The sequence below is a fragment of the Phytomonospora sp. NPDC050363 genome, from assembly GCF_040655735.1.
GTDB lineage: Bacteria > Actinomycetota > Actinomycetes > Mycobacteriales > Micromonosporaceae > Phytomonospora.
On sequence record NZ_JBFAKK010000008.1, the window covers coordinates 1 to 17,509 of the forward strand.

At 70.7% G+C, this 17,509-nt stretch carries 24 protein-coding genes and 1 tRNA gene; 6 read left to right on the forward strand and 19 right to left on the reverse strand.

Annotated elements, in window-relative coordinates; genetic code table 11:
• Window positions 1-117: 117 nt before the first annotated feature.
• The 3 genes from AB0I28_RS21795 to AB0I28_RS21805 all read right to left on the reverse strand — a co-directional run bounded on the left by AB0I28_RS21795 (window position 118) and on the right by AB0I28_RS21805 (window position 5,483).
• Entirely contained in the window at window positions 118-3,873 is a 3,756-nt protein-coding gene (locus tag AB0I28_RS21795) for a S8 family serine peptidase (protein ID WP_357495973.1), read from the reverse strand.
• Window positions 3,874-3,977: 104 nt separating this feature from the next.
• The gene (locus tag AB0I28_RS21800; protein WP_357495975.1) at window positions 3,978-4,991 is read right to left on the reverse strand and encodes a helix-turn-helix domain-containing protein; all 1,014 of its coding nucleotides are present in this window, start codon (window positions 4,989-4,991) and stop codon (window positions 3,978-3,980) included.
• Between the two features lie 51 nt (window positions 4,992-5,042).
• Complete coding sequence (locus tag AB0I28_RS21805) at window positions 5,043-5,483, reverse strand: hypothetical protein (RefSeq protein ID WP_357495977.1); 441 nt, start codon at window positions 5,481-5,483, stop codon at window positions 5,043-5,045.
• A 46-nt stretch (window positions 5,484-5,529) separates the two neighbouring features.
• On the opposite strand from AB0I28_RS21805, the gene AB0I28_RS21810 reads away from it, so the two are divergent.
• Window positions 5,530-6,051, forward strand: a complete 522-nt coding sequence (locus AB0I28_RS21810; RefSeq protein WP_357495979.1) for a hypothetical protein — start codon at window positions 5,530-5,532, stop codon at window positions 6,049-6,051.
• Here the strand turns inward: AB0I28_RS21810 and AB0I28_RS21815 are convergent.
• From AB0I28_RS21815 to AB0I28_RS21830, 4 genes are read right to left on the reverse strand one after another with little or no spacing between them, the layout of a single operon-like run.
• Window positions 5,997-6,860, reverse strand: a complete 864-nt coding sequence (locus tag AB0I28_RS21815) for a universal stress protein (protein WP_357495981.1) — start codon at window positions 6,858-6,860, stop codon at window positions 5,997-5,999. The genes AB0I28_RS21810 and AB0I28_RS21815 overlap by 55 nt on opposite strands.
• Before the next feature lie 55 nt (window positions 6,861-6,915).
• Window positions 6,916-7,560 (reverse strand): response regulator transcription factor, encoded by a 645-nt coding sequence (locus AB0I28_RS21820; RefSeq protein ID WP_357495982.1) that lies wholly within the window; start codon window positions 7,558-7,560, stop codon window positions 6,916-6,918.
• Window positions 7,553-8,281: a hypothetical protein gene (locus AB0I28_RS21825; protein ID WP_357495984.1), complete on the reverse strand. Its 729-nt coding sequence runs from the start codon at window positions 8,279-8,281 to the stop codon at window positions 7,553-7,555. Before AB0I28_RS21825 ends, AB0I28_RS21820 begins: the two co-directional genes overlap by 8 nt.
• Entirely contained in the window at window positions 8,278-8,865 is a 588-nt protein-coding gene (locus tag AB0I28_RS21830; protein WP_357495986.1) for an RNA polymerase sigma factor, read from the reverse strand. The genes AB0I28_RS21825 and AB0I28_RS21830 overlap by 4 nt, the downstream gene beginning before the upstream one ends.
• A 431-nt stretch (window positions 8,866-9,296) precedes the next feature.
• Between AB0I28_RS21830 and AB0I28_RS21835 the strand changes: the two genes are divergently transcribed.
• Window positions 9,297-9,560, forward strand: coding sequence for a hypothetical protein (locus tag AB0I28_RS21835; protein WP_357495988.1), 264 nt, complete (start codon window positions 9,297-9,299; stop codon window positions 9,558-9,560).
• 21 nt (window positions 9,561-9,581) lie between these two features.
• Here the strand turns inward: AB0I28_RS21835 and AB0I28_RS21840 are convergent, their stop codons facing one another.
• The 4 genes from AB0I28_RS21840 to AB0I28_RS21855 are packed head-to-tail and all read right to left on the reverse strand — an operon-like array spanning window position 9,582 to window position 11,811.
• Window positions 9,582-10,184: a dihydrofolate reductase family protein gene (locus tag AB0I28_RS21840; protein ID WP_357495990.1), complete on the reverse strand. Its 603-nt coding sequence runs from the start codon at window positions 10,182-10,184 to the stop codon at window positions 9,582-9,584.
• Window positions 10,181-11,035, reverse strand: coding sequence for a metalloregulator ArsR/SmtB family transcription factor (locus tag AB0I28_RS21845; RefSeq protein ID WP_357495992.1), 855 nt, complete (start codon window positions 11,033-11,035; stop codon window positions 10,181-10,183). Before AB0I28_RS21845 ends, AB0I28_RS21840 begins: the two co-directional genes overlap by 4 nt.
• A gap of 55 nt (window positions 11,036-11,090) precedes the next feature.
• Window positions 11,091-11,633 (reverse strand): YciI family protein, encoded by a 543-nt coding sequence (locus AB0I28_RS21850; protein ID WP_357495993.1) that lies wholly within the window; start codon window positions 11,631-11,633, stop codon window positions 11,091-11,093.
• A 40-nt stretch (window positions 11,634-11,673) separates the two neighbouring features.
• Complete coding sequence (locus AB0I28_RS21855) at window positions 11,674-11,811, reverse strand: hypothetical protein (protein WP_357495995.1); 138 nt, start codon at window positions 11,809-11,811, stop codon at window positions 11,674-11,676.
• Between the two features lie 84 nt (window positions 11,812-11,895).
• On the opposite strand from AB0I28_RS21855, the gene AB0I28_RS21860 reads away from it, so the two are divergent.
• Complete coding sequence (locus tag AB0I28_RS21860) at window positions 11,896-12,234, forward strand: inositol monophosphatase family protein (RefSeq protein ID WP_357495997.1); 339 nt, start codon at window positions 11,896-11,898, stop codon at window positions 12,232-12,234.
• On the opposite strand, the gene AB0I28_RS21865 is transcribed toward AB0I28_RS21860, so the two are convergent.
• Window positions 12,210-12,755, reverse strand: a complete 546-nt coding sequence (locus tag AB0I28_RS21865; protein ID WP_357495999.1) for a hypothetical protein — start codon at window positions 12,753-12,755, stop codon at window positions 12,210-12,212. The genes AB0I28_RS21860 and AB0I28_RS21865 overlap by 25 nt on opposite strands.
• 305 nt (window positions 12,756-13,060) lie before the next feature.
• Complete coding sequence (locus AB0I28_RS21870) at window positions 13,061-13,348, reverse strand: helix-turn-helix domain-containing protein (RefSeq protein WP_357496001.1); 288 nt, start codon at window positions 13,346-13,348, stop codon at window positions 13,061-13,063.
• A 168-nt stretch (window positions 13,349-13,516) separates the two neighbouring features.
• Here AB0I28_RS21870 and AB0I28_RS21875 point away from each other — a divergent pair, with 168 nt between their 5' ends.
• Both AB0I28_RS21875 and AB0I28_RS21880 read left to right on the forward strand, forming a co-directional pair.
• The gene (locus tag AB0I28_RS21875; protein ID WP_357496003.1) at window positions 13,517-13,813 is read left to right on the forward strand and encodes a DUF1330 domain-containing protein; all 297 of its coding nucleotides are present in this window, start codon (window positions 13,517-13,519) and stop codon (window positions 13,811-13,813) included.
• 119 nt (window positions 13,814-13,932) lie between these two features.
• A complete protein-coding gene (locus AB0I28_RS21880; protein ID WP_357496005.1) occupies window positions 13,933-14,229 on the forward strand; it encodes a hypothetical protein in 297 nt (98 codons plus the stop codon).
• Here AB0I28_RS21880 and AB0I28_RS21885 read toward each other — a convergent pair.
• Both AB0I28_RS21885 and AB0I28_RS21890 read right to left on the reverse strand, forming a co-directional pair.
• Window positions 14,203-14,275: transfer RNA gene (locus AB0I28_RS21885), tRNA-Ala, on the reverse strand. The genes AB0I28_RS21880 and AB0I28_RS21885 overlap by 27 nt on opposite strands.
• A gap of 16 nt (window positions 14,276-14,291) precedes the next feature.
• On the reverse strand, window positions 14,292-14,423 hold the full coding sequence (locus AB0I28_RS21890) for a DLW-39 family protein (protein WP_357496007.1): 132 nt from the start codon (window positions 14,421-14,423) through the stop codon (window positions 14,292-14,294).
• A 161-nt stretch (window positions 14,424-14,584) separates the two neighbouring features.
• Here AB0I28_RS21890 and AB0I28_RS21895 point away from each other — a divergent pair, with 161 nt between their 5' ends.
• The gene (locus AB0I28_RS21895; RefSeq protein ID WP_357496009.1) at window positions 14,585-14,839 is read left to right on the forward strand and encodes a hypothetical protein; all 255 of its coding nucleotides are present in this window, start codon (window positions 14,585-14,587) and stop codon (window positions 14,837-14,839) included.
• Here AB0I28_RS21895 and AB0I28_RS21900 read toward each other — a convergent pair.
• From AB0I28_RS21900 to AB0I28_RS21915, 4 genes are all read right to left on the reverse strand, one after another.
• The gene (locus AB0I28_RS21900; RefSeq protein WP_357496011.1) at window positions 14,836-15,609 is read right to left on the reverse strand and encodes a HEAT repeat domain-containing protein; all 774 of its coding nucleotides are present in this window, start codon (window positions 15,607-15,609) and stop codon (window positions 14,836-14,838) included. The genes AB0I28_RS21895 and AB0I28_RS21900 overlap by 4 nt on opposite strands.
• 4 nt (window positions 15,610-15,613) lie before the next feature.
• Window positions 15,614-16,372, reverse strand: coding sequence for a hypothetical protein (locus AB0I28_RS21905; protein ID WP_357496013.1), 759 nt, complete (start codon window positions 16,370-16,372; stop codon window positions 15,614-15,616).
• Between the two features lie 66 nt (window positions 16,373-16,438).
• Window positions 16,439-16,999: a dihydrofolate reductase family protein gene (locus tag AB0I28_RS21910; RefSeq protein WP_357496014.1), complete on the reverse strand. Its 561-nt coding sequence runs from the start codon at window positions 16,997-16,999 to the stop codon at window positions 16,439-16,441.
• Between the two features lie 103 nt (window positions 17,000-17,102).
• Window positions 17,103-17,468, reverse strand: a complete 366-nt coding sequence (locus AB0I28_RS21915; RefSeq protein ID WP_357496016.1) for a hypothetical protein — start codon at window positions 17,466-17,468, stop codon at window positions 17,103-17,105.
• Window positions 17,469-17,509 lie beyond the last annotated feature (41 nt).

Below are 17,509 nucleotides of genomic sequence, written 5' to 3' on the forward strand. Positions count from 1 at the left end.
AGGTGGAGGTGACGGCACATCGGCGGGAGTGCCCTTGAGGTCTGCCCCGCAGACCGGTTTGCACAGAGTCGATATCCCTGTATGGTCTGCCGTACGGCCGCTTCTCGTCGGTGCGGGTCACACGAGCGCGTAGGCCCGGATCACCGTCTGCTCGGTCCGGTTCCCGGCGGCGTCCCACGCCACGACCCGCAACGAGACGAACCCGTTGGTGGCCGACGGCTTCGGGTGGTGCAGGGAGACCTCGGCGGTACCGTCACGGCCGAGTTTCACCCGGTCGGGACTCGCCCAGGTCGAGCCGTCGTCGTAGGAGACCTCGACGGTCATGCCCGTGACACCCGGCCCCTCGTACCCGGCGGGCCGCGAGGTGGTCACCTCGAAGCCGAAGCGCGAGCCCGCGTGGGCCTGGTTGTACAGGTCGAGCGGCACGTCGTACCCGGTGAGGATCACCGGCAGCGCCTCACAGGCCGCCGCGTCGGGCCACATGAACGCGCACCCCTCGGGCATTCCCGAGGTCGGCGCGGCCGAGCGGAACGTCCAGGACGTGTCCACCTTCGTGCCGAGGCTCTCGACCGCGGTCGGCGTGCGCGTCAGGCCGTAGTCGATGCGGTAGCTCGCCTCCTCGGGCACGAGCAGCGTGTCGTAGGAGTCCTGCCGCACGCCGTCGCGGAAGAAGGCGACGGTGTTGGCCGCGCCCGCCGATCCGTAGTGCGTCGGGTCGGAGTCGCCGAAGGGCGCCACCGCGAACAGCGACCCTGAGTCCGTGCGGCACATCGGGCACGGGTAGTTGCCGTTGGCGGCCGGCACCCCAGGGGCGCGCGACCAGTCGCGGTGATAAGTCCGCCCGGCCTTGAACGACGTGACCGGCTCCTGCGTGGAGGCGGCGCTCACCGTCGACGTGCGGACGGCCTGCTGCCACACGACCCCGTCGCGCGCGTAGACGTAGTCGTCGCGCTCGCCGGGAGCCCAGTGGTAGTTGGCGACCCGGCTCGACGTCGGCTGCGTCGGGAACCACGACAGGGTCGAGTCGTAGGCGAGCCTGCCGACGCGGTCGGCGTGGAAGTCGTTGGCCAGCTTCGCGAAGTCGTCCCGGTCGGCCGTCGCCGTCGGCCTCGCCGGGATCTTCCCGTCGAACTGGACGGGCAGCGAGTACGTGAAACGGCTGTCCATGCGGCCCTTGAGGGTCACCGTGACCGCTCCCCCGCCGAGCGCGGCGATCAGGTCGCGGCCGGCGTCGTAGGGGACGGCCGCGGCGGGCAGCACGACGTCACCGAAGGCCGAAACCGCCGTGGTGCCCGGCGTCGCGCGCGTCTGGAGCAGGCCGGCGGCGCCGTGCGCGGCGGCCGTGGCGATGCGCGCGGTGAGACCACCGGGCTGGTCGGTGACGGCCAGGACGAGCTTGCCTGTCACGTCGAGACCGGCGTAGTCGGCCTCGGTGCCTGCGCCGACCGCGACGACGCTGCCGCGCACGTCACCGTCGAAGCGCAGACCCACGACGGACGACAGCACGTCGAGTGCCTTCGTGCGGTGACCCGAGGCGATCGTGGCGGTCAGGATCGGGTCGCGCAGCTCGTGGCCGATGTTGAGGGTGAACTCGCCGTGCCGCGCCTTCGTCACCGAGGGGATCACGCCGTAGACGGAGTCGCCGTCGGTGAGCAGGTCGAAGTCGCCGAGCCCGATGCCGGCCCCGTCGGCACGGACTCGCCCGAGGTGAACCGACACCGACTGGGCCTCCATCGGCCGCTTCTCGCCGCGCACGCCGGCGGTCACGTCCACCGCGTCGCGGGCGTCGGCGTCGAGCGTGACGTCCTCGTCGAGCACGATCTCGGGCTCGCCGTAGTAGTCGGTGGAGGCGATGGCCGTCCCGAATCCGTCGTCGTAGGTCGTCAGGCGGATCTGCACGGCGTAGCGCCCCTGCGGGACGGTGATGCTGTGCTCGGCCTCGCCGAGGGTCGTGGCGGTGCGGTAGACGACCGCGTCGGTCGCGACGTCGAGCAGGTCGATGTTGGCCTGACCGGCGGCCTCACCGTCGCGTCCGGTGAGGTGGAAGGTCATCGTCCGCTGCGGCGGCGCCTTGATGTAGCCGACCGAAGTCGTCAGTGTGCGGCCATTGGCAGTCGCTGCCAAATATCCGTTGTAGCGGCCGATCTCGCCGATCGAGGGGTCGACCGTGACGGTCACGTCGGCGGTGCCGTGCGCGGGGACGTCGAGGGTGGTCGCCGACAGCGCGACCGCGCCGGCGGGGACGGCGTTGCCGCGGTCGAGGTTCAGCGCCAGCGAGAGGGTCACGGCCGCGTCGCCGGTGTTGGTGTAGGTGACCGCGCGGGTCTGCGGCCCGGCATCGGAGCCGACGTTGCCGAAGTCGGCGGTCGAGGACGCGAAGACGGTGGCCTTCGAGGCCTCGTCGACGGCGAGCCGGCCGCCGCCCTGCTCGTACACGGTGTACTCGGGGGCGTTGTCGGCGGTGGAGACGAGGGCGTCCTTGAGCTGCCGCGCGGTCCAGTCGGGGTGCTGCTGGACGAGCAGCGCAACGGCCCCCGCGACGTGCGGCGTGGCCATCGAGGTCCCCGACAGCGACGTGTAGTGGTCGTCGACGGGCCGCCCGGCGGCGGTGCCGGAGGCGCGCGCGGCGACGATGTCGACGCCCGGACCGGCGATCTCGGGCTTGATGGCGCCGTCGACGCGCGGCCCGCGGCTGGAGAAGTCGGCGAGGCGGTCGCTCTTGTCGAAGGCGCCGACGGTCAGAGCGCTGTCGGCGATGCCGGGTGAGCCGACGGTGGACTCGCCCGGGCCGGAGTTGCCGGCGGCGATGACGAACAGGACGCCGGTGGAGGCGGTGAGCGCCTCGACGGCCTCGGTCATCGGGTCGGAGACCTCCTGGGTCGCTCCGCCCAGGCTCATGCTGATCACGTCGGCGCCCTGCGCGGCCGCCCACTCCATCCCGGCGATGATGCCGGAGTCGTTGCCGGAGCCGCGGTTGTTCAAGACCTTGCCGACGAGCAGGTCGACACCCGGCGCGACGCCCTTGTAGGCGCCGCCGGAGGCCGCGCCGCTGCCCATGATGGTGCTGGCGACGTGCGTGCCGTGCCCGTTGAGGTCGGCGACGGCCTCGCCGTCGATGAAGCTGGCGGTGGCGGAGATGTGCCCGGCGAAGTCGGGGTGGGTCTCGTCGATGCCGGTGTCGAGGACGGCGACCTTCACGCCGGTCCCGTCGAAGCCGCTGTCCCAGACTTCGGGTGCGCCGATCAGCGGGACGCTGACGTCGAGGACGGCGTCGACCCTGCCGTCGAGGGAGATGCGCTCGACGGCCCCGGAGGTCGCCTCGCGGTAGAAGTCCTCGGCGGCGGCCTTGTCGACCTCGACGGCGCTGGCGCCGATGGAGGCCAGCGGCGTCGACGCGGTGACCGCGTCGAGGGCCGAGGCGTCGCGGGAGAGCGTCGCCGCCGAGGGCGTGCCGGAGTAGTCGACGATCAGCGGCAGCGTGGCGCTGTCGGCGTCGCCGTGGCCGTCGGCGACGAGCCTGGTGATGTTGAACAGGTCCCGGTCGAGCAGGCCCGCGGCCATGCCCGCCGACGCGCTGTCGGGGTAGATGAAGGTGTCGCCCTCGGGCGAGGTCTCAGTGCGGTAGATCGGCGAGGTGCCCTCGGCGGGAACGGCCGTGAAGCCGGTCTTGCCGTCGGGGCCGGTGCTGACGGTGATGGTGTCGCCGGTGACGAGGGTGACGGTGGCGGTCGGGGGCAGGGCCGACGGCCAGGCGAGCGACCCGGACGGGACGCTCGGCGCGGGATCGGCGGCGGCCGTCCCCGGCGCCGACAGCACGGCCAGGGTCACCGCCGACGCGAGAACGAGACCGAGTCTTCGGTTGGTGGACTTCACGGGGGCTCCAGGGCTGAAGGGCATGATCGTCGGTGATGCTTCAGCAGTAACGAGCCTTGCTCAATGCCTTCGGCTGGCGGGTGCTTGCCAGTGGCACAAACACGTCATGCCCCGTCGGGACCGGCCGCCCGGGGAATGTCGGGGCGGCGCAGGCCGCTGGCGCGCCAGGGCGCGGTCACCCACCCCAGCTGCGCGGCCTGCCACCCCAGCTGCATGCGGGTCGCCGCGCCGGCCCGGTCCATGAGGGTCTTCACCCGCCTGGCGACCGTGCGCCGCCCGATGCCGAGCTGACGGCAGATCGCCTCGTCGGTGAACCCGGTCAGCAGCAGCACCAGCAGCTGCGCCTCCTCCTCCGACAGCCCGTCGGTGCCCGAGGCCGACATCGGCAGGGCGTGCAGCCACAAGATGTCGAACAGCGAGATCAGCGTGTCCAGCAGCGGTGAGCGGTGCACGAGGAAGGCGCCGCACTCGCTCGGCGTGACACCGTGGCGCTGCGGGAGGAGGGCGTACGCGCGGTCGACGATGACGAGCTTGGTGGGCGTGTGGTCGAGGACGCGCGCCTGCTCACCGGCGACGACGAAGGTCTCGGCGCGCTCGAAACCGCCCGGCTCCTCAAGGCCGCGCCGGTCGTAGATCGTGCGATAGGTGATCCCGGCGGCCATCTGCTCCAGCTGCATCGGATTCGCCTTGACGTCGAGATAGGGCGGGGCGTCGACGATCAGCACCTCCCGCTCGGCCTGCCCCTGCACGTCGGCGAGACGGCGCGCGACGGTCGGCCCGGGCAGCAGCTCGATCAGCTCGGCGTCGTCGGCGGGGACACTGCGGTAGCGCTCGGCGAGGTCGTTGAGCTCCTGGCGGGCACGCTGGAGGTCGCGGGCGCGGTCGAGGAGGAGAGCCTGCCCCGTCAACTCGGGCGGGGAGGCGGTCACCACGCCGGGACGGTCGCGCGCGACGTCGAGAAGACCGAGAGCTACCAGCCCCTCGATCGCGGCGGCGACCTCGTCGGACGTCAAGCCCGTGACGGCGGGCAGACCGTCGACAGCGGCACTGCGGCGCTCGGCGACCGCGCGGTAGACGGTCGCCTCCCGCGTGGTCAGGCCCAAAGCCTCCAGCGCCATCCCGACAGTCTGCCCCGCCGAAGATCACGCGGCGGTCGAGAAGAGGGCTCGTTACGACGCGTACCGCGCCGCCATCACCGAGAACAACTCCTTGCGCTCCCACTCCGCCTCAGCACCGAGCATCCGCACCACCCCGTAGGAACCCAGCTCGGCCGCCCCCGTCCGGCCGAAACCGGCGAAGGTGAACCACAGGGCCGTATCGACGCCCTTCTCCTCGAACACGTCCAGCAGCTCGTTGAAGTAACGCACCTGCTCGCCCTCGTCGGCGACCGCGTCGGCCGGCGCCTGCCACGCCATCCCCCCGCGCAGCCCCGCACCGGTGTACGCGCACGTGCCGTACTCCAGAATCGCCACGGGTTTCCCGAAGTCGCCGAGCGCGGCGATCTCCTGGGGAAAGGTCTGCGCGTTGTAGGCCGCGCGGTAGGCGTCGGCGCCCACGTAGTCGAACGGCGTCCAGTCGATGAACTCCCACGGCGCCGCCGCGTAGGTCACCGGCCCCCCCGAAGTGCTCGCGCACCCGCCCCACGAGCCCGGCGAGATGCTCGTTGAGGCGCGCGATGGCCGGTCCCAGGTTCATCCACCACTCCTGGTCGGCGTTGCCGATGACCTCAAGGCGCTCGCCGTAGCTCGCACCGGGAATGAAGCCGGGCATGAAGGCGGTGAACTCGCACCCGGTCACCAGACGCACCGAGGCGCCGTCCGCGCGGAGCCTTTCGGCGCGGACGGCGCAGTCGGTGAACAGCTCGGCCGCCTCGGCGTGCGCGACGTCGACGGGAAACGGCGCGAACCAGATCTCCAGCCCGGCCTCGGCGGCGTGTTCGGCGGCGGTACTGAGCCGCTCGGGGTCGCCACCGGAGATCCGCACGGCGTCGCAGTGCAGTTCTCCGGCGATGACGCGCATGTCGCGCGCGGCGATGTCGGGGGTGAGGTGCGGGCGGCTGGTGAACCCGGGAAGGAAACCGGTGTCGTAGTTGATTCCTCGTGCTCGCATGCCTACGAGTGTGGCTACTCCTGCTCGTCCTCGGCGCCCCTGGCGATCGCGACGGAGCATTCGGCGTGATGGATCAGCGCGTGGCTGACCGAACCGAACAGCAGGCCGCGGAAACCGCCGCGACCACGACCGCCGACGGCGATCATCGAGGCGGTACGGGAGGCTTCGACGAGCGCCTCGGCCGGCTGGCCGCGCACGATCTCGGCGCTGACCGACACGTCGCCGGGAGCGGCGTCGATCTCGACCAGCGCGGTGTCGAGGAGCTTCTCGGCCGCGGCGAGCGCCTCGGCGCCCTCCTCAGGCGGGAAACCCTCGGGGAGGGCGTGCAGGGCGCGCACGGTCGCGCCGCGCAGTTTGGCCTCCGTGATGGCGAAGCGCAGTGCGAGGCGGCCTTCGGGCGAGCCGTCGACGCCGACGACGATGGGCCCGGTGGGGTCCTCGCGCGGCACGTCGGGGCGCACGACCAGCACCGGGCACGTGGCGTGCGCGGCGACCTGCACGGCCGTCGAGCCGACCAGCAGTCCGGTGAAGCCCCCGTGGCCACGGTTTCCCACGACGATCAGGTCGGCGTTCTCGCCCTCGGAGAGCAGCGCCTGCGCGGCGCCGGCGATCTCCATGTGCGTGGAGATCTCGATCTCCGGGGCCGCCATGCGGGCGCGCTCCTCGGCGTCGGCCAGAATCACCTTCGCCGCCTCGCGCAGGTCCTCGCGCGGAATGCCCATCGCGGCCAGATCCATGGGGGTGTCCACCATCGACCAGATCACGGCGTGCACGATCCGCAGCCGAAGCCCTCGCAGCATGGCTTCGTGTGCGGCGGACTCGATCGCGCGCGTCGACGATTCCGATCCGTCCGCGCCTACGACTACCTGCCCGACCATGGTGATCACCTCTCCACGTCCAATGTTTCACGTGAAACGGCGCGTTGTCCCCGGCTCAGTCGGGCCGGCGGTCACCAAGAAGCCGGGTGGCCAGGACCGCCGCCTGTGTGCGGCGCTCCAGGTCGAGCTTCGACAGCAGACTCGAAACGTAGTTCTTGACGGTCTTCTCCGCCAAGTACATCCGTTCGGCGATCTGCCGGTTGGTCAGACCTTCGGCGATGAGCGAGAAAATGCGCCGTTCCTGTTCCGTCAAGGCGCGCAGCTCGGCCGGTTCCTCCGGACCGCGGCGGATCCGTTCGAGCACCCGGGAGGTGACCACGGGATCGAGCATGGACCGCCCGCTCGCGACGATCCGTACCGCGTCCACCAGGTCCGTGCCACGCACCTGCTTGAGGACATACCCAGCAGCGCCCGCCATAATCGCGGCGAAGAGGGCCTCGTCGTCCTCGTATGAGGTGAGAATGAGGGCTTTGACCGCCGGATCGGCGGCTCTGACCTCGCGGCAGACGTCGATGCCGCTGCCGTCGGGGAGTCTCGCGTCGAGGATCGCCACATCCGGGCGCAGCGCCGGGATCCGGCGGCGGGCCTCCTCCGCCAGGCCGGACTCGCCGACCACCTCGATGTCGCCCTCGCGCTGCAAGAGTTCGCACAGGCCTCGGCGGACGACTTCGTGGTCATCGAGCAGAAAGACCCTAATCATGCTGCATTCTTACCGCGCGTAACGGCCGCGCCTTCGGGCCCTTGGCCTGTTCGGGTGAGGTCGGGCGGCCCTTGTGGACGGACGGCGGGCCGGGTACGGAGTCGGGCCGGCCGCTCGGCTCGCCGTTCTCGTCATCGCCGCCCGGGTCATGGTCCTCGCCGTCGTCGTTCTCCTCGTCGACGCCCAGCAGTTCGCGGCAGTGGTCGCCGACCTTGCCGTGCCCGCCGGCCTCGGCGCGCAGCGCCGGGAAACCCGGGTCGCGGCGGGCCGTCCACTCGTCGTCGAGGTAGAGCCGGCACAGTGACGGGAAGTCGGCGGCGGGTGCGCTCTCCTCCGCACCCGGGGTGGGGGCCGAGGGCTCCTTCGCCGAAGGTGGTGGCGGTTCCTCGCCCGCCAGAGTCGCGGGTGTGCCGTCGGTGGTCTCGCGCTCCCCGGCGGCGGTGTCGGCGGTGTTCCCCGGGACCGCGGGGTGCTCCGGCGGCTCGCTCGAACTCGCCGCGAGCGCGACCCCGCCGAGAAGGGTGATGGCGATGACTGCCTTGACGACGGCGAAGCGGACGAGGAGGCGGCGCGCCCTTGTCGGCTGGACCGGCGACAGAAGGGTGCGGTAGGCGCGGACGGCCTCCTCCTCCCCGGCGGTCTCGCCCGGACGCGCCGGAGCGGCGGCCGCCGTGAGCAGCGCGGCCAGGCGCTCGTCGACGAGGTCGGGCTGTCGGCTCATGTCGTTTCCTTCGAGGTGAGCGCCGGTGCCGTGGCAGCCGGGGTCGCGTCGGCGGCGAGCCGGTCGGCGAGGCGGCGCAGACCCCGGTGGGCGGCGGTGCGCACGGCGCCGGGCCGTTTCCCGAGGACGCGCCCGGCCGAGCGCGCGTCGAGGCCCATCACCACGCGCAAGAGGACCGCCTCGGCCTGCTCGCGCGGGAGGGAGGCTATCAACGCGATGGCTGCGTCGGTCGCGAGGGCGTCGACGGCGAGCAGGGCGGTGTCGGCGGGGCCGCCGAGTTCGGCGAGCTGCTCGTCGGAGACGGTCGGGCCGGGTGTGCGGCGTCTGCGGCGGACGTGGTCCATCGCGCGGTGGCGGCCGATGGTGGCGGCCCAGCCGCGAAAACCGTCGAAGTCGCCGTCGAAGCCGTGCAGGTCGCGGGCGATGTGCAGCCACGTCTCCGAGGCGACGTCTTCGGCGTCGGCGCCGACGAGGGCGCGGAGGTATCGCAGGAGGCGGGGCTGGACCTCCCGGTAGAGCAGGCGAAAGGCGTCCTCGTCACCACGACGTGCCGCCTCGATGAGGGAGGACAGGTCGTCGGTCACCGCTCAAGGGTGCCTCAGGAACGGTGACGGGCAACACCCGCCGACAGGTGTAACACCACGACCCACCCGGACGCTTAACCGGTGTGGAGGCGGCCGAAAGTACGGGTCGCCACGGCGTTGTGCAAATTTTCCTGTCAACCATCGATTTATCGAAGATTGCACCGGTCTTTTGCTTGACCATCCGGAGATTCTCCGGCAGAGTCGAGGCGCCGGGCCGCCATCCCGGCGTCGCCGCACCGGCGGGCCTTCGGGCCGGCGACCAACGGTGCGCGTGGCAATTGCCGCCCGCCTGCTCCGCGGCTCACGGCGCGGGGCGCACCTGCGGGGGTTTCCCCGACCCCCGCAGGCCGGGTCTCCCGACTCGTCCCCGCACACCGCGACCGAATGTACCGGCAGGTGCGCCCCCGGGACCTCTTCATCGATTAGAACGAATGTGCGAAGATCTCCGGGTGATCAACGGCGAGAGACTCGACCGCGCCGACCCGGCGAGGAAACCCGTGCGAGCGTGGCAGACCCTGAACGGCGAACACCGCGTGGTCGTGGGCCGCCTTCGCGGCCGCTGGTACGTCGAGCACCGCTCGCAGCACTGGCGAGCGCACACCTACGACGAGCGGGGTGAGGCGATGGTGATCGCCGACCGCGTGCGCGCCTCGATCCCCGGTCACGCGTGGATCGAGCTTGAGCCGCTGCACTGAGGGGTCCCGCACCGACTCGGCTCAGCGGAGCCGGTCGTAGACGAGCGCCAAGGTCCCGTACTCACCCGCGTGCTGGCTCGCGAGCGTCCACCGGCCGGTCGGCAGACCGTCGTCGAAGAGACGCGGGCCGCCGCCGAGGAAGACCGGGAAGATCGTCAGCGTGAGCCGGTCGACCATGTCGGCGGCGAGCAGGGCCTTGATGACGCTCGCGCTGTTGAGCACGAGGATGTCGCCGCCTTCGGTCGCCTTGAGGTCGGCGACCACCTCGGCGGTCGGCTTGCCGGCGATCGTCGTCCGCTCCCACGGGGCCTGCGTGAGGGTCGAGGACAGCACCACCTTGTCGGTGTCGAGGAGCCATTTAGCGAAGCCCTCGTCACGCGGGTCGACGCCCTCGGTTCCGATCACGGTCGGCCAGAAGGCGAGGAAACCCTCGGCGTTGACCCGCCCGAGCAGGGCCGTCGTCGCCGACTCCCGGATGCTGGTCATGTGGTCGCGGGCGACGTCGGTGTGCGCGTAGGGCATCACCCAGCCGTTGTCCTCGGGGTCGCGCGGCCCGGCGTAGTGGCCGTCGAGGGAGAGGCTCATGTTGGTGACGACCCTGCGGCCGGTGGTCTGCGTGCTCATGCCGTGTTCCTCTTATCGGTGTCGAGTGAGTCGGCGGCGAGGATCGCCACAAGCTTGTCGAGGCTCTGGCCGAAGCCGATCTCGATGCCCGCGATGAAGTCGGCCGCATCGACGGTGGTGTCGGTGGTCTGGAATCGGATGTCGAGTTCCGTGCCGGCGTCGGCCGGGCTGAGACCGACGTCGAAGTGGGCGGTGAACGCGGGCCGGCCGTCGGGAAGCCGGGGGGTGAGCCGGTAGGCGAGGTGTTCGCCGGGGCGGACCTCGTCGACGACGCCTTCCGCGCGGCCGGCGACCAGGTCGGAGCCGTCGGCGTCCTCGACGTCGCGGTACTCCTGGACGATCTGCCCGCCCGGCCTCGCCTCGAAGACGAGTTCGGATACGCGGAGATCGTCGGGTGTCCACCAACGGGCGAGCAGCGCGGTCTCGGTCAGGTGCCGCCAGACCAGCGCGGGGTCGGCCGCGAGTGTGCGCAGGAACCTGAAGGAGCGGCCGTCGGCCCAGCCCGGCTCCTCGGCGGCGAGGCGTTCGGTGTCGAGACTGAGCCCGTAGCGGTCGAAGGTCGCGCGGGACCCGTCGGCCTGTTCGGCGGTGTCGGCGGTGTCGGCGAGGTGATTGAGCGCGGCGACCAGGCGACGCAGGGGCTCCGACCGCAGCGCGTAGACGCGTCGCTGGCCGGAGCGCTGCGAGGTGACCAGGCCCGCGCGTTCGAGGGTCTGGAGGTGCTTGGTCGTCTGCGGCTGGCGCGCCTCGGCGAGCTGGGCGAGGACCCCGACCGAGCGGGGCCGCTCGGCCAGCAGATTCACGAGCCGCCAGCGGGCCGGGTCGGCCAGCGAGGCTAGGAGTGCGTCCATGGACAGAAGTATTCCTTATGAGGAATATTCTTGTCAAGGAATATCTTTCGCCTGGTCAGCGCCGCCCGCCGAACTCCCAGGCGTGCACCTCGATCTCGGCGTACAGGCCGGCCGTGAGCGATGCCCTCGCGGCGTCCGGGCCGGGTGCCGTGACCAGCGCGCCGGTGCCCAGCCAGGCGTTGCCGTCGTCGGACAGCAGCGGGCCGAAGGCGATCAGCGCGTCCCGGTCCGCGGGCACCGGTTCCTCGATGAGGCCCGCGCCGAGGCCGAGGACCAGGTATCGCCGGGCGTCGCGGTCGCCGGGAAACGCCCACATGTCGCGGCCCAGCTCGTTGCGCCAGCGCCGCAGCAGCACGTCGCGGTAGACGCCGGCCTGGTAGCCGGGCTCGTCGAAGGCGAAGGCGCGGGCGGCGGCGACGTCGGGGAGCTCGGCGATGTGGACGCTGCCGGTCGGCGTCTCACCGTCGGCGGCGAGGGTCGGGCCGCGCGCGATCAGCTCGGCGGCGAAGCCGTCCATGTAGGACCAGTGGGCTTCGACGAGTTCCTGGCGCAGGGCCAGGGAGCCGGGGCGGTCGCGGTGGTAGCAGAGGAATTCCATGGGCACAGTCTCGCCCACGACGGCGAAAGGGCCGGGCGGCTCAGTCCCGCGAGGCGTTCTCGCGCTGCGCGCGGAACCACAGCATCGGCCCCACGCCCAACATGAACACGCCGGTCAGCGCCAGCACTGCGCCCAGGTGGAACTGCGCCTCCGCGGTGAGGGCATGCGGCGGGCTCACCGGCTCCGAGGACCGTGCATTGCTGTGGACCCTCGATCCCATCGACGGCACGGTGAACTACGCGCACGGCGTGCCGCTGTGCGCGTGTCGCTGGCACTGCTCAAGGACGGCGTGCCCGTCGTCGGCGTCATTGATCTGCCGTTTCTTGGGACGCGGTTCCATGCCTCCCGCGGCGGCGCCTTCCAGGACGGCGAACCGATCTTCGCCAGCGACACGGCGGCACTCTCGGACGCCCTGGTGTCCCTTGGGGACTACGCGGTCGGCAAGCGATCGGAGGAGAAGAACAGGCGCCGCCTGGCGTGGTCCGCTGACGCGTTCACCGCGCTCCTGACGCCTGGCTTCCGAGCCGTTGACAGTGGAGCAACAGCAGTGCCGCGACGGCGTTCGCCGACCGGATGTCACCCCTCGCGTGTCATCGGATAGGTGTCCCCGTCGATCCACAACGCGTCCTCGTCGGTGACGAAAAGGAAGAGACCGCGCTCGGGCGGCGGGTTGCGCAGGTAGGCCACAGCGGATTCGGACAGGTGGACCTTGCCGTCGCCGAGGTGGGTGATGCCCGGCGGTTCCGTATGCTCGGCGAGCCATTCCGCCCGCTCCGCGTCCATGACCGTCTTGTAGACCCGTGAACGGCCCGACTGCTCCAAGTCGCGCACGATGTCGTCGTACCGGGCGAAGGTCAGGACGGTTTCCAGCGCCTCCTCGAAGGTCTGTTCACCCAGGAACTCATTGTTCCTGAAGGTGCCGTCGCGCGGAACCCGGGCGTAGGAGATCCAGGTGGAGCCCGAGGACACGACGTGACCGACGGGGAACCCATCGGGATGCCCGTCGGTCAGACGGACCGACACGGTCTGCGAGCCGGGAACCGAGGAGGGCTCCCGGAGCAGGAAGAGGTCGCGCACCGCCAACTGGCCCTTGAGGTCGGCGCCGATGCGATTCAGATCCATGGATTCCTCCGGTGACGACCGCGGCGACCCATCGGCGGATGAAGGTGACACCGCCCGGCATGGGAGGACAAACATGAAGATTACCCGGCGACCTAACGGGGACGAATCCTGTCAACGGGGAGATCTCCCGAACGAACTCACTCGTGAACGGGCGACGCCGGCCGGATGTCGGACCAGGAGGCTTAGCGTCCTCGTCGCAACCAGCTGACCCTGACCCACGGCTGGCGGTAAGGCTGATGGGGTGGTGTCCTGCTGAGTGGGTGGCTCGTTGTTCTGGTCCTGCCGGTGGAGTTCTTAACAGATGATCAAGCCACGTCGTTCGCGGCAAGGTCGGCAGCCCACCGCCGCGACCACTCGATGACCGGACACAGGGCCTCGCGGGCGTCGTGGCCGAGTGGGGTGAGGGTGTAGTTGCCGTCGCGCAGCACCTCGGCGAGCCGAGCCTCTTGGAGCTCTGTGAGCCGTTGCTGCAGGACGCTTGACGACATGCCGTCGCAGCGCCGCTGCAGGAGCCGGAAGCCGAGCGGCTCGTTGCCCAGTTCCCAGATGATGCGCAGAGTCCAGCGGCGCCCGAACAGGTCCAGTGCGGCCATCAACGATCGTCCCGTGGTGGAACCGCGGACCGGCCGGCCCGGCATGGGCGTCGGCGACTCGTTCATGACTCTCCGTCAATTCTGGCGCTTCGGATTCCGAAACGGTAGTATCGCACATCGCGACCGCGCTTCGGAATTCGAAGCACTCATTCCGACACTGGAGGTTCCATGCCCAAGGGCTACTGGGTCAGCGTCTACCCCACCATCACCAACCCTGAGGGGCTTGCTGTCTACAACGAACTGGCCGGTCTGGCCCTCAAGGCCGCGGGCGGGCGGGTGCTCGCCAGCATCGGCAGCCGGGTCGTCGCCCACGAAGCCGGAATCGCCGAGCGCGTCGTCCTGATCGAGTTCGACAGCTTCGAACAGGCGGTCGCCGCATACGAGAGTGCGGCCTACCAGGAGGCGCTCGCCGAACTCCCCGACGGCTTCGAGCGCGACTTCCGCATCATCGAAAGCCTCGACTGACCGAAGTCCGGTCAGGTCTTCACTGAAGCTTCGATGAGTCGAGGCCCGGAGCGCTTGGCGCTGCGGGCCTCATACGTAAGGAGCGAGACGGTAAATCATCTGCGAGAGGGGAGCGGCCCATGGGGACCGTGCAACGACGATCCGCGCCTGCGCAAAGATCTCGACCGGTCCTGTCCGATGAGGACGTCGACGCCCTCACCGCCGACACCGTCCAGCCCTTCCACGATCGCGCCTTGTGGTCGCTGCCGTACGAGTCGGTCGCCCGCTCCGAGGAAGTGCTCTTCCTCGACATCCGCGCCCACCGCGCGAAGGTCCGCAGAAACCCCCTGAGCAGCATGAAGGCCGGTCGCCGCCCCTGTTCAGGAGTGGTTACCGGCCTTCAAGGTCAGTGGAGACTAGGGGACTCGAACCCCTGACCCTCTGCTTGCAAAGCAGATGCTCTTCCAGCTGAGCTAAGCCCCCGGGGCGCCGGTGCGCGCTAGCGCACGTCCTCGGCGGGGGTGGTGGCCTCGTGCCAGAGCGCGCGCTCTTCACCGGCCGCCTTGACCTTCTTGACAACGATCGCGGCGACGGTCACAACGCCCGCCAGCAGCAAAAGCTTCTTCCACATCGGCAATGTCCCCCTAAGGAATCTGTCCTGCCGTCAAACGCGACCAAGCATACCTCCGGCCCCGGCGCAACCTCCCTTGGCGTACGGACTTGCGTGTCGCTGCGCACGTGGTGGCAACCGAAACGGTCACGTGCGCGTCGTGGGTGCGCGACGATCGGGTCATGAGCATCCTTTCGAACGATCCCGACGACATGGGCGACGACGAGCAGGAGACCGAGACCGCGCTCTACGAGCGAAACATCGAAGACCCGCCGTCCGAGCTGATCATCGACACCGACGACGACGGTGTGGTGGGCATCGAGGAGTGGCTGCCGATGGAGACGCGCCCCGGCGACGCTCGCAAGGAGGCGGAGGAGACCGACGACCGCTCGGCCGAGGAGGCCGCCGAGCACGTGTCGCGGCGGGACACCTACTAGGCGCGGATGTCGGCGACGGCTTCGCGGACGTCGGGGTGGGAATCGTCGGCGAGGCGGGCGAGGAGTTCGGCGGCGCCGGGCGTGCGCCAGCGGCCGATCGCCCAGGCCAGTGACTCGCGCACCTGCCAGGCGGGATGGTCGGCGAGGGGCGCGAGACGGTCGACCGGGCCGCGCCGCCGCCGGCCGAACCAGTGGAGCACCGACTCGAGTTCGGCGACGTCGTCGGGCGCGGCCGCGTCCAGGCGTGCGAGCAGCACTCGCGGTGGCGGCGCGGGCGGATCGATGGAGCCGGGGCGGTCGCGCAGTCGCCGGGACCCGAAGCTCCCGAGGGGCTGGCAGCAGGGACAGGGGCGGGTCCCGTGCACATCGGGCTTGTAGCGCCACCCGAGTCCTTGGGAAACCTCGCGGACCTTGTGCACCTCGCGTCGGGAAACCCCGCGCCGGATCAGGACCTCCCAGCCGCGCGGGTCGTCGAGTCCGGCGATCCGTCCGACGGCCTCGGCGGCGCCCACGACCTCGGGGACGGCGGAGTAGCGGCCGACGGTGACCTGCTCGTCGTCGGCGACGCGGAAATGGACGGCGACCATGCCGCGCCGGGACTTGTGCCGGGCGAGCTCGCGCAGCCATTGGTGGGTGAGCGTGTACGACGGCAGCACGGGGAAGCAGTAGACGCCGCGTGAGCCTTCGCGGCCGTGGCTGACCGCTCGGATCCCGGCGCGGCGGATCCGCGCTGCGTCGACCCGCGGGGTCAGGTGCACGAACATGGGCATCGGGTCAGTCTGTCAACGCCGCGCGCATGCGGGAAATGATTTCCTCGGCTTCGTCGAGGGTGAACTCTCCGGTGATCTCGGTGGTGGAGTCCACGATCGGCCCGGAGATGCTGGGGGCGGTGAGGACCTCGTCGCCGATGAGGAGGGCGACCTGGTTTCCCACGTTGGCGGTGGTGAAGGCCGCCCATCTGTCGGCGCCGGCGGCGGTGAACTCAAGGATGATCTTGTACCCGCCGGTGTTGATGTCGGTGTCGATCCGAGCCTCGGCCAGATCGCCTCCGTTGAGCGCCCGCGGGTCCAGGAGGTACTTGACCGCGTCGGAGTCGCAGGCGGCCGTCTGGGCGGCCGCGTCGGGGTACTGGCGCGGGAGGTCGGCGAGCTGGCCACAGTGGATGTAGGGGACGTTGAAGGCGACCTCGGGCGGCAGCAGCTCGACCTCGGCCGGGCTGAGCCCCGCGAAGGGCGCCAGCGCGTCGCCGGAGCCTCCCAGCGCCGCGGGTGCGGTCAGTGAGCGGGCGAGATCGGCGGCCTCCGTGCCGACCTTCGCCCAGAGCTCGTCGAGGTTTCCCGCCTCCGGCTCACTCGCCAGACCCTGCTGCACGGTCCCGTCGGTCTGCGCGACCACGGCACGGAACCCGACGGCGTCGGGACTGATGGCCTGGGTGGGCCACGGGTACTCCAGCTCCGCCGTCTGCTCCGCCTCGGAGCAACCCGTCGCGGCGAGGAGCCCCGCCGTTAAGAACACCGCGATCGTCTTCTTCAACGCCGCCTCCCCCACACGTCGATGTGCAAGGAACCCTACCCAGTGCGTGCACATCGGACCAGACCGTCACACCCGGTCGTAGCGGAGCAGCACGGTGGTGCCGTCGAAGGCGCGCGTCTCGACCAGGCGCAGCCGGACGCGCGAGTCGGCCGGGGCGAAGACGGGTTTCCCGCCGCCGAGCAGGACCGGGTGGACGACCACGTGGTACTCGTCGATCAGGCCCAGTTCGGTGAGCTTCGACGCGAGCTTCGAACCGCCCATGAGCAGCAGCTCGCCGCCCTCCTCCTTCTTGAGCTCCGCCAGCCGCGCGCCGATGTCGCCGCCGATGACCCGCGTGTTCCAGTCCGCCTCGGTGAGCGTGTTGGAGAAGACGATCTTCGGGGTCTTGCGCCACACGGGGGCGAAGCGCAGGTCGTGCGGGTCATCCGAGATGGTCTCGGCGGACGGCCAGTACGACGACATCATGTCCCACACGAGCCGCCCGTACATGAAGACGTCGGCGCGGTCGGTGAGCTCGTGCGAATAGTCGGAGAGTTCCCGGCCCATCGTCGGCCAGTCGAACTCGCCGGCCGGGCCCTCGATGAAGCCGTCGGCGGACTGGTGGACGAAGTAGACGACCTTGCGCATGACTCGCTCCTCTGCTGGTGAAGGCGCCCGGTGGCGCTCTCAGCATGGGGTCGGGGCGAGGTCGCGCGCTTCGACATCTCGCGGAGAGGTTTTCTCCCGCGCCTCAGCCCAGTGCGGCTTTCGCCGCCTCCGCGAAGCGACGGCCGTCGGCCTTCCCGACCGCCTTGACGGTCATCCGCGCCTCCCCCTGCCTGATCGTGACCACGCCGACGAGCAGGCCGTTCCAGGTCACGTCGTCGACGCGGCTGAGGGGAAGCGTCTCGACGCTGCTTCCGGCGGCGAAGACCAGGCGCTCGTTGGTGAGGGCCAGCAGGCCGCGGCCGGAGGCCGTCTCGCCGGCGGCGAGGCAGACGACGATCTCGTCGTCGCGCACATGCCGGTCGAGGAGGGCGAGCGTCCCCGCCGGTCCGGGGACGGCGAGGTCCTCGGCCGCGGCGGCGATGTCGGGGCGGGGTTCGTCGGGGTGCATGGGGAGAGCGTGGCAGGCGGGGTGAGGGCTTGGGTAGGGGG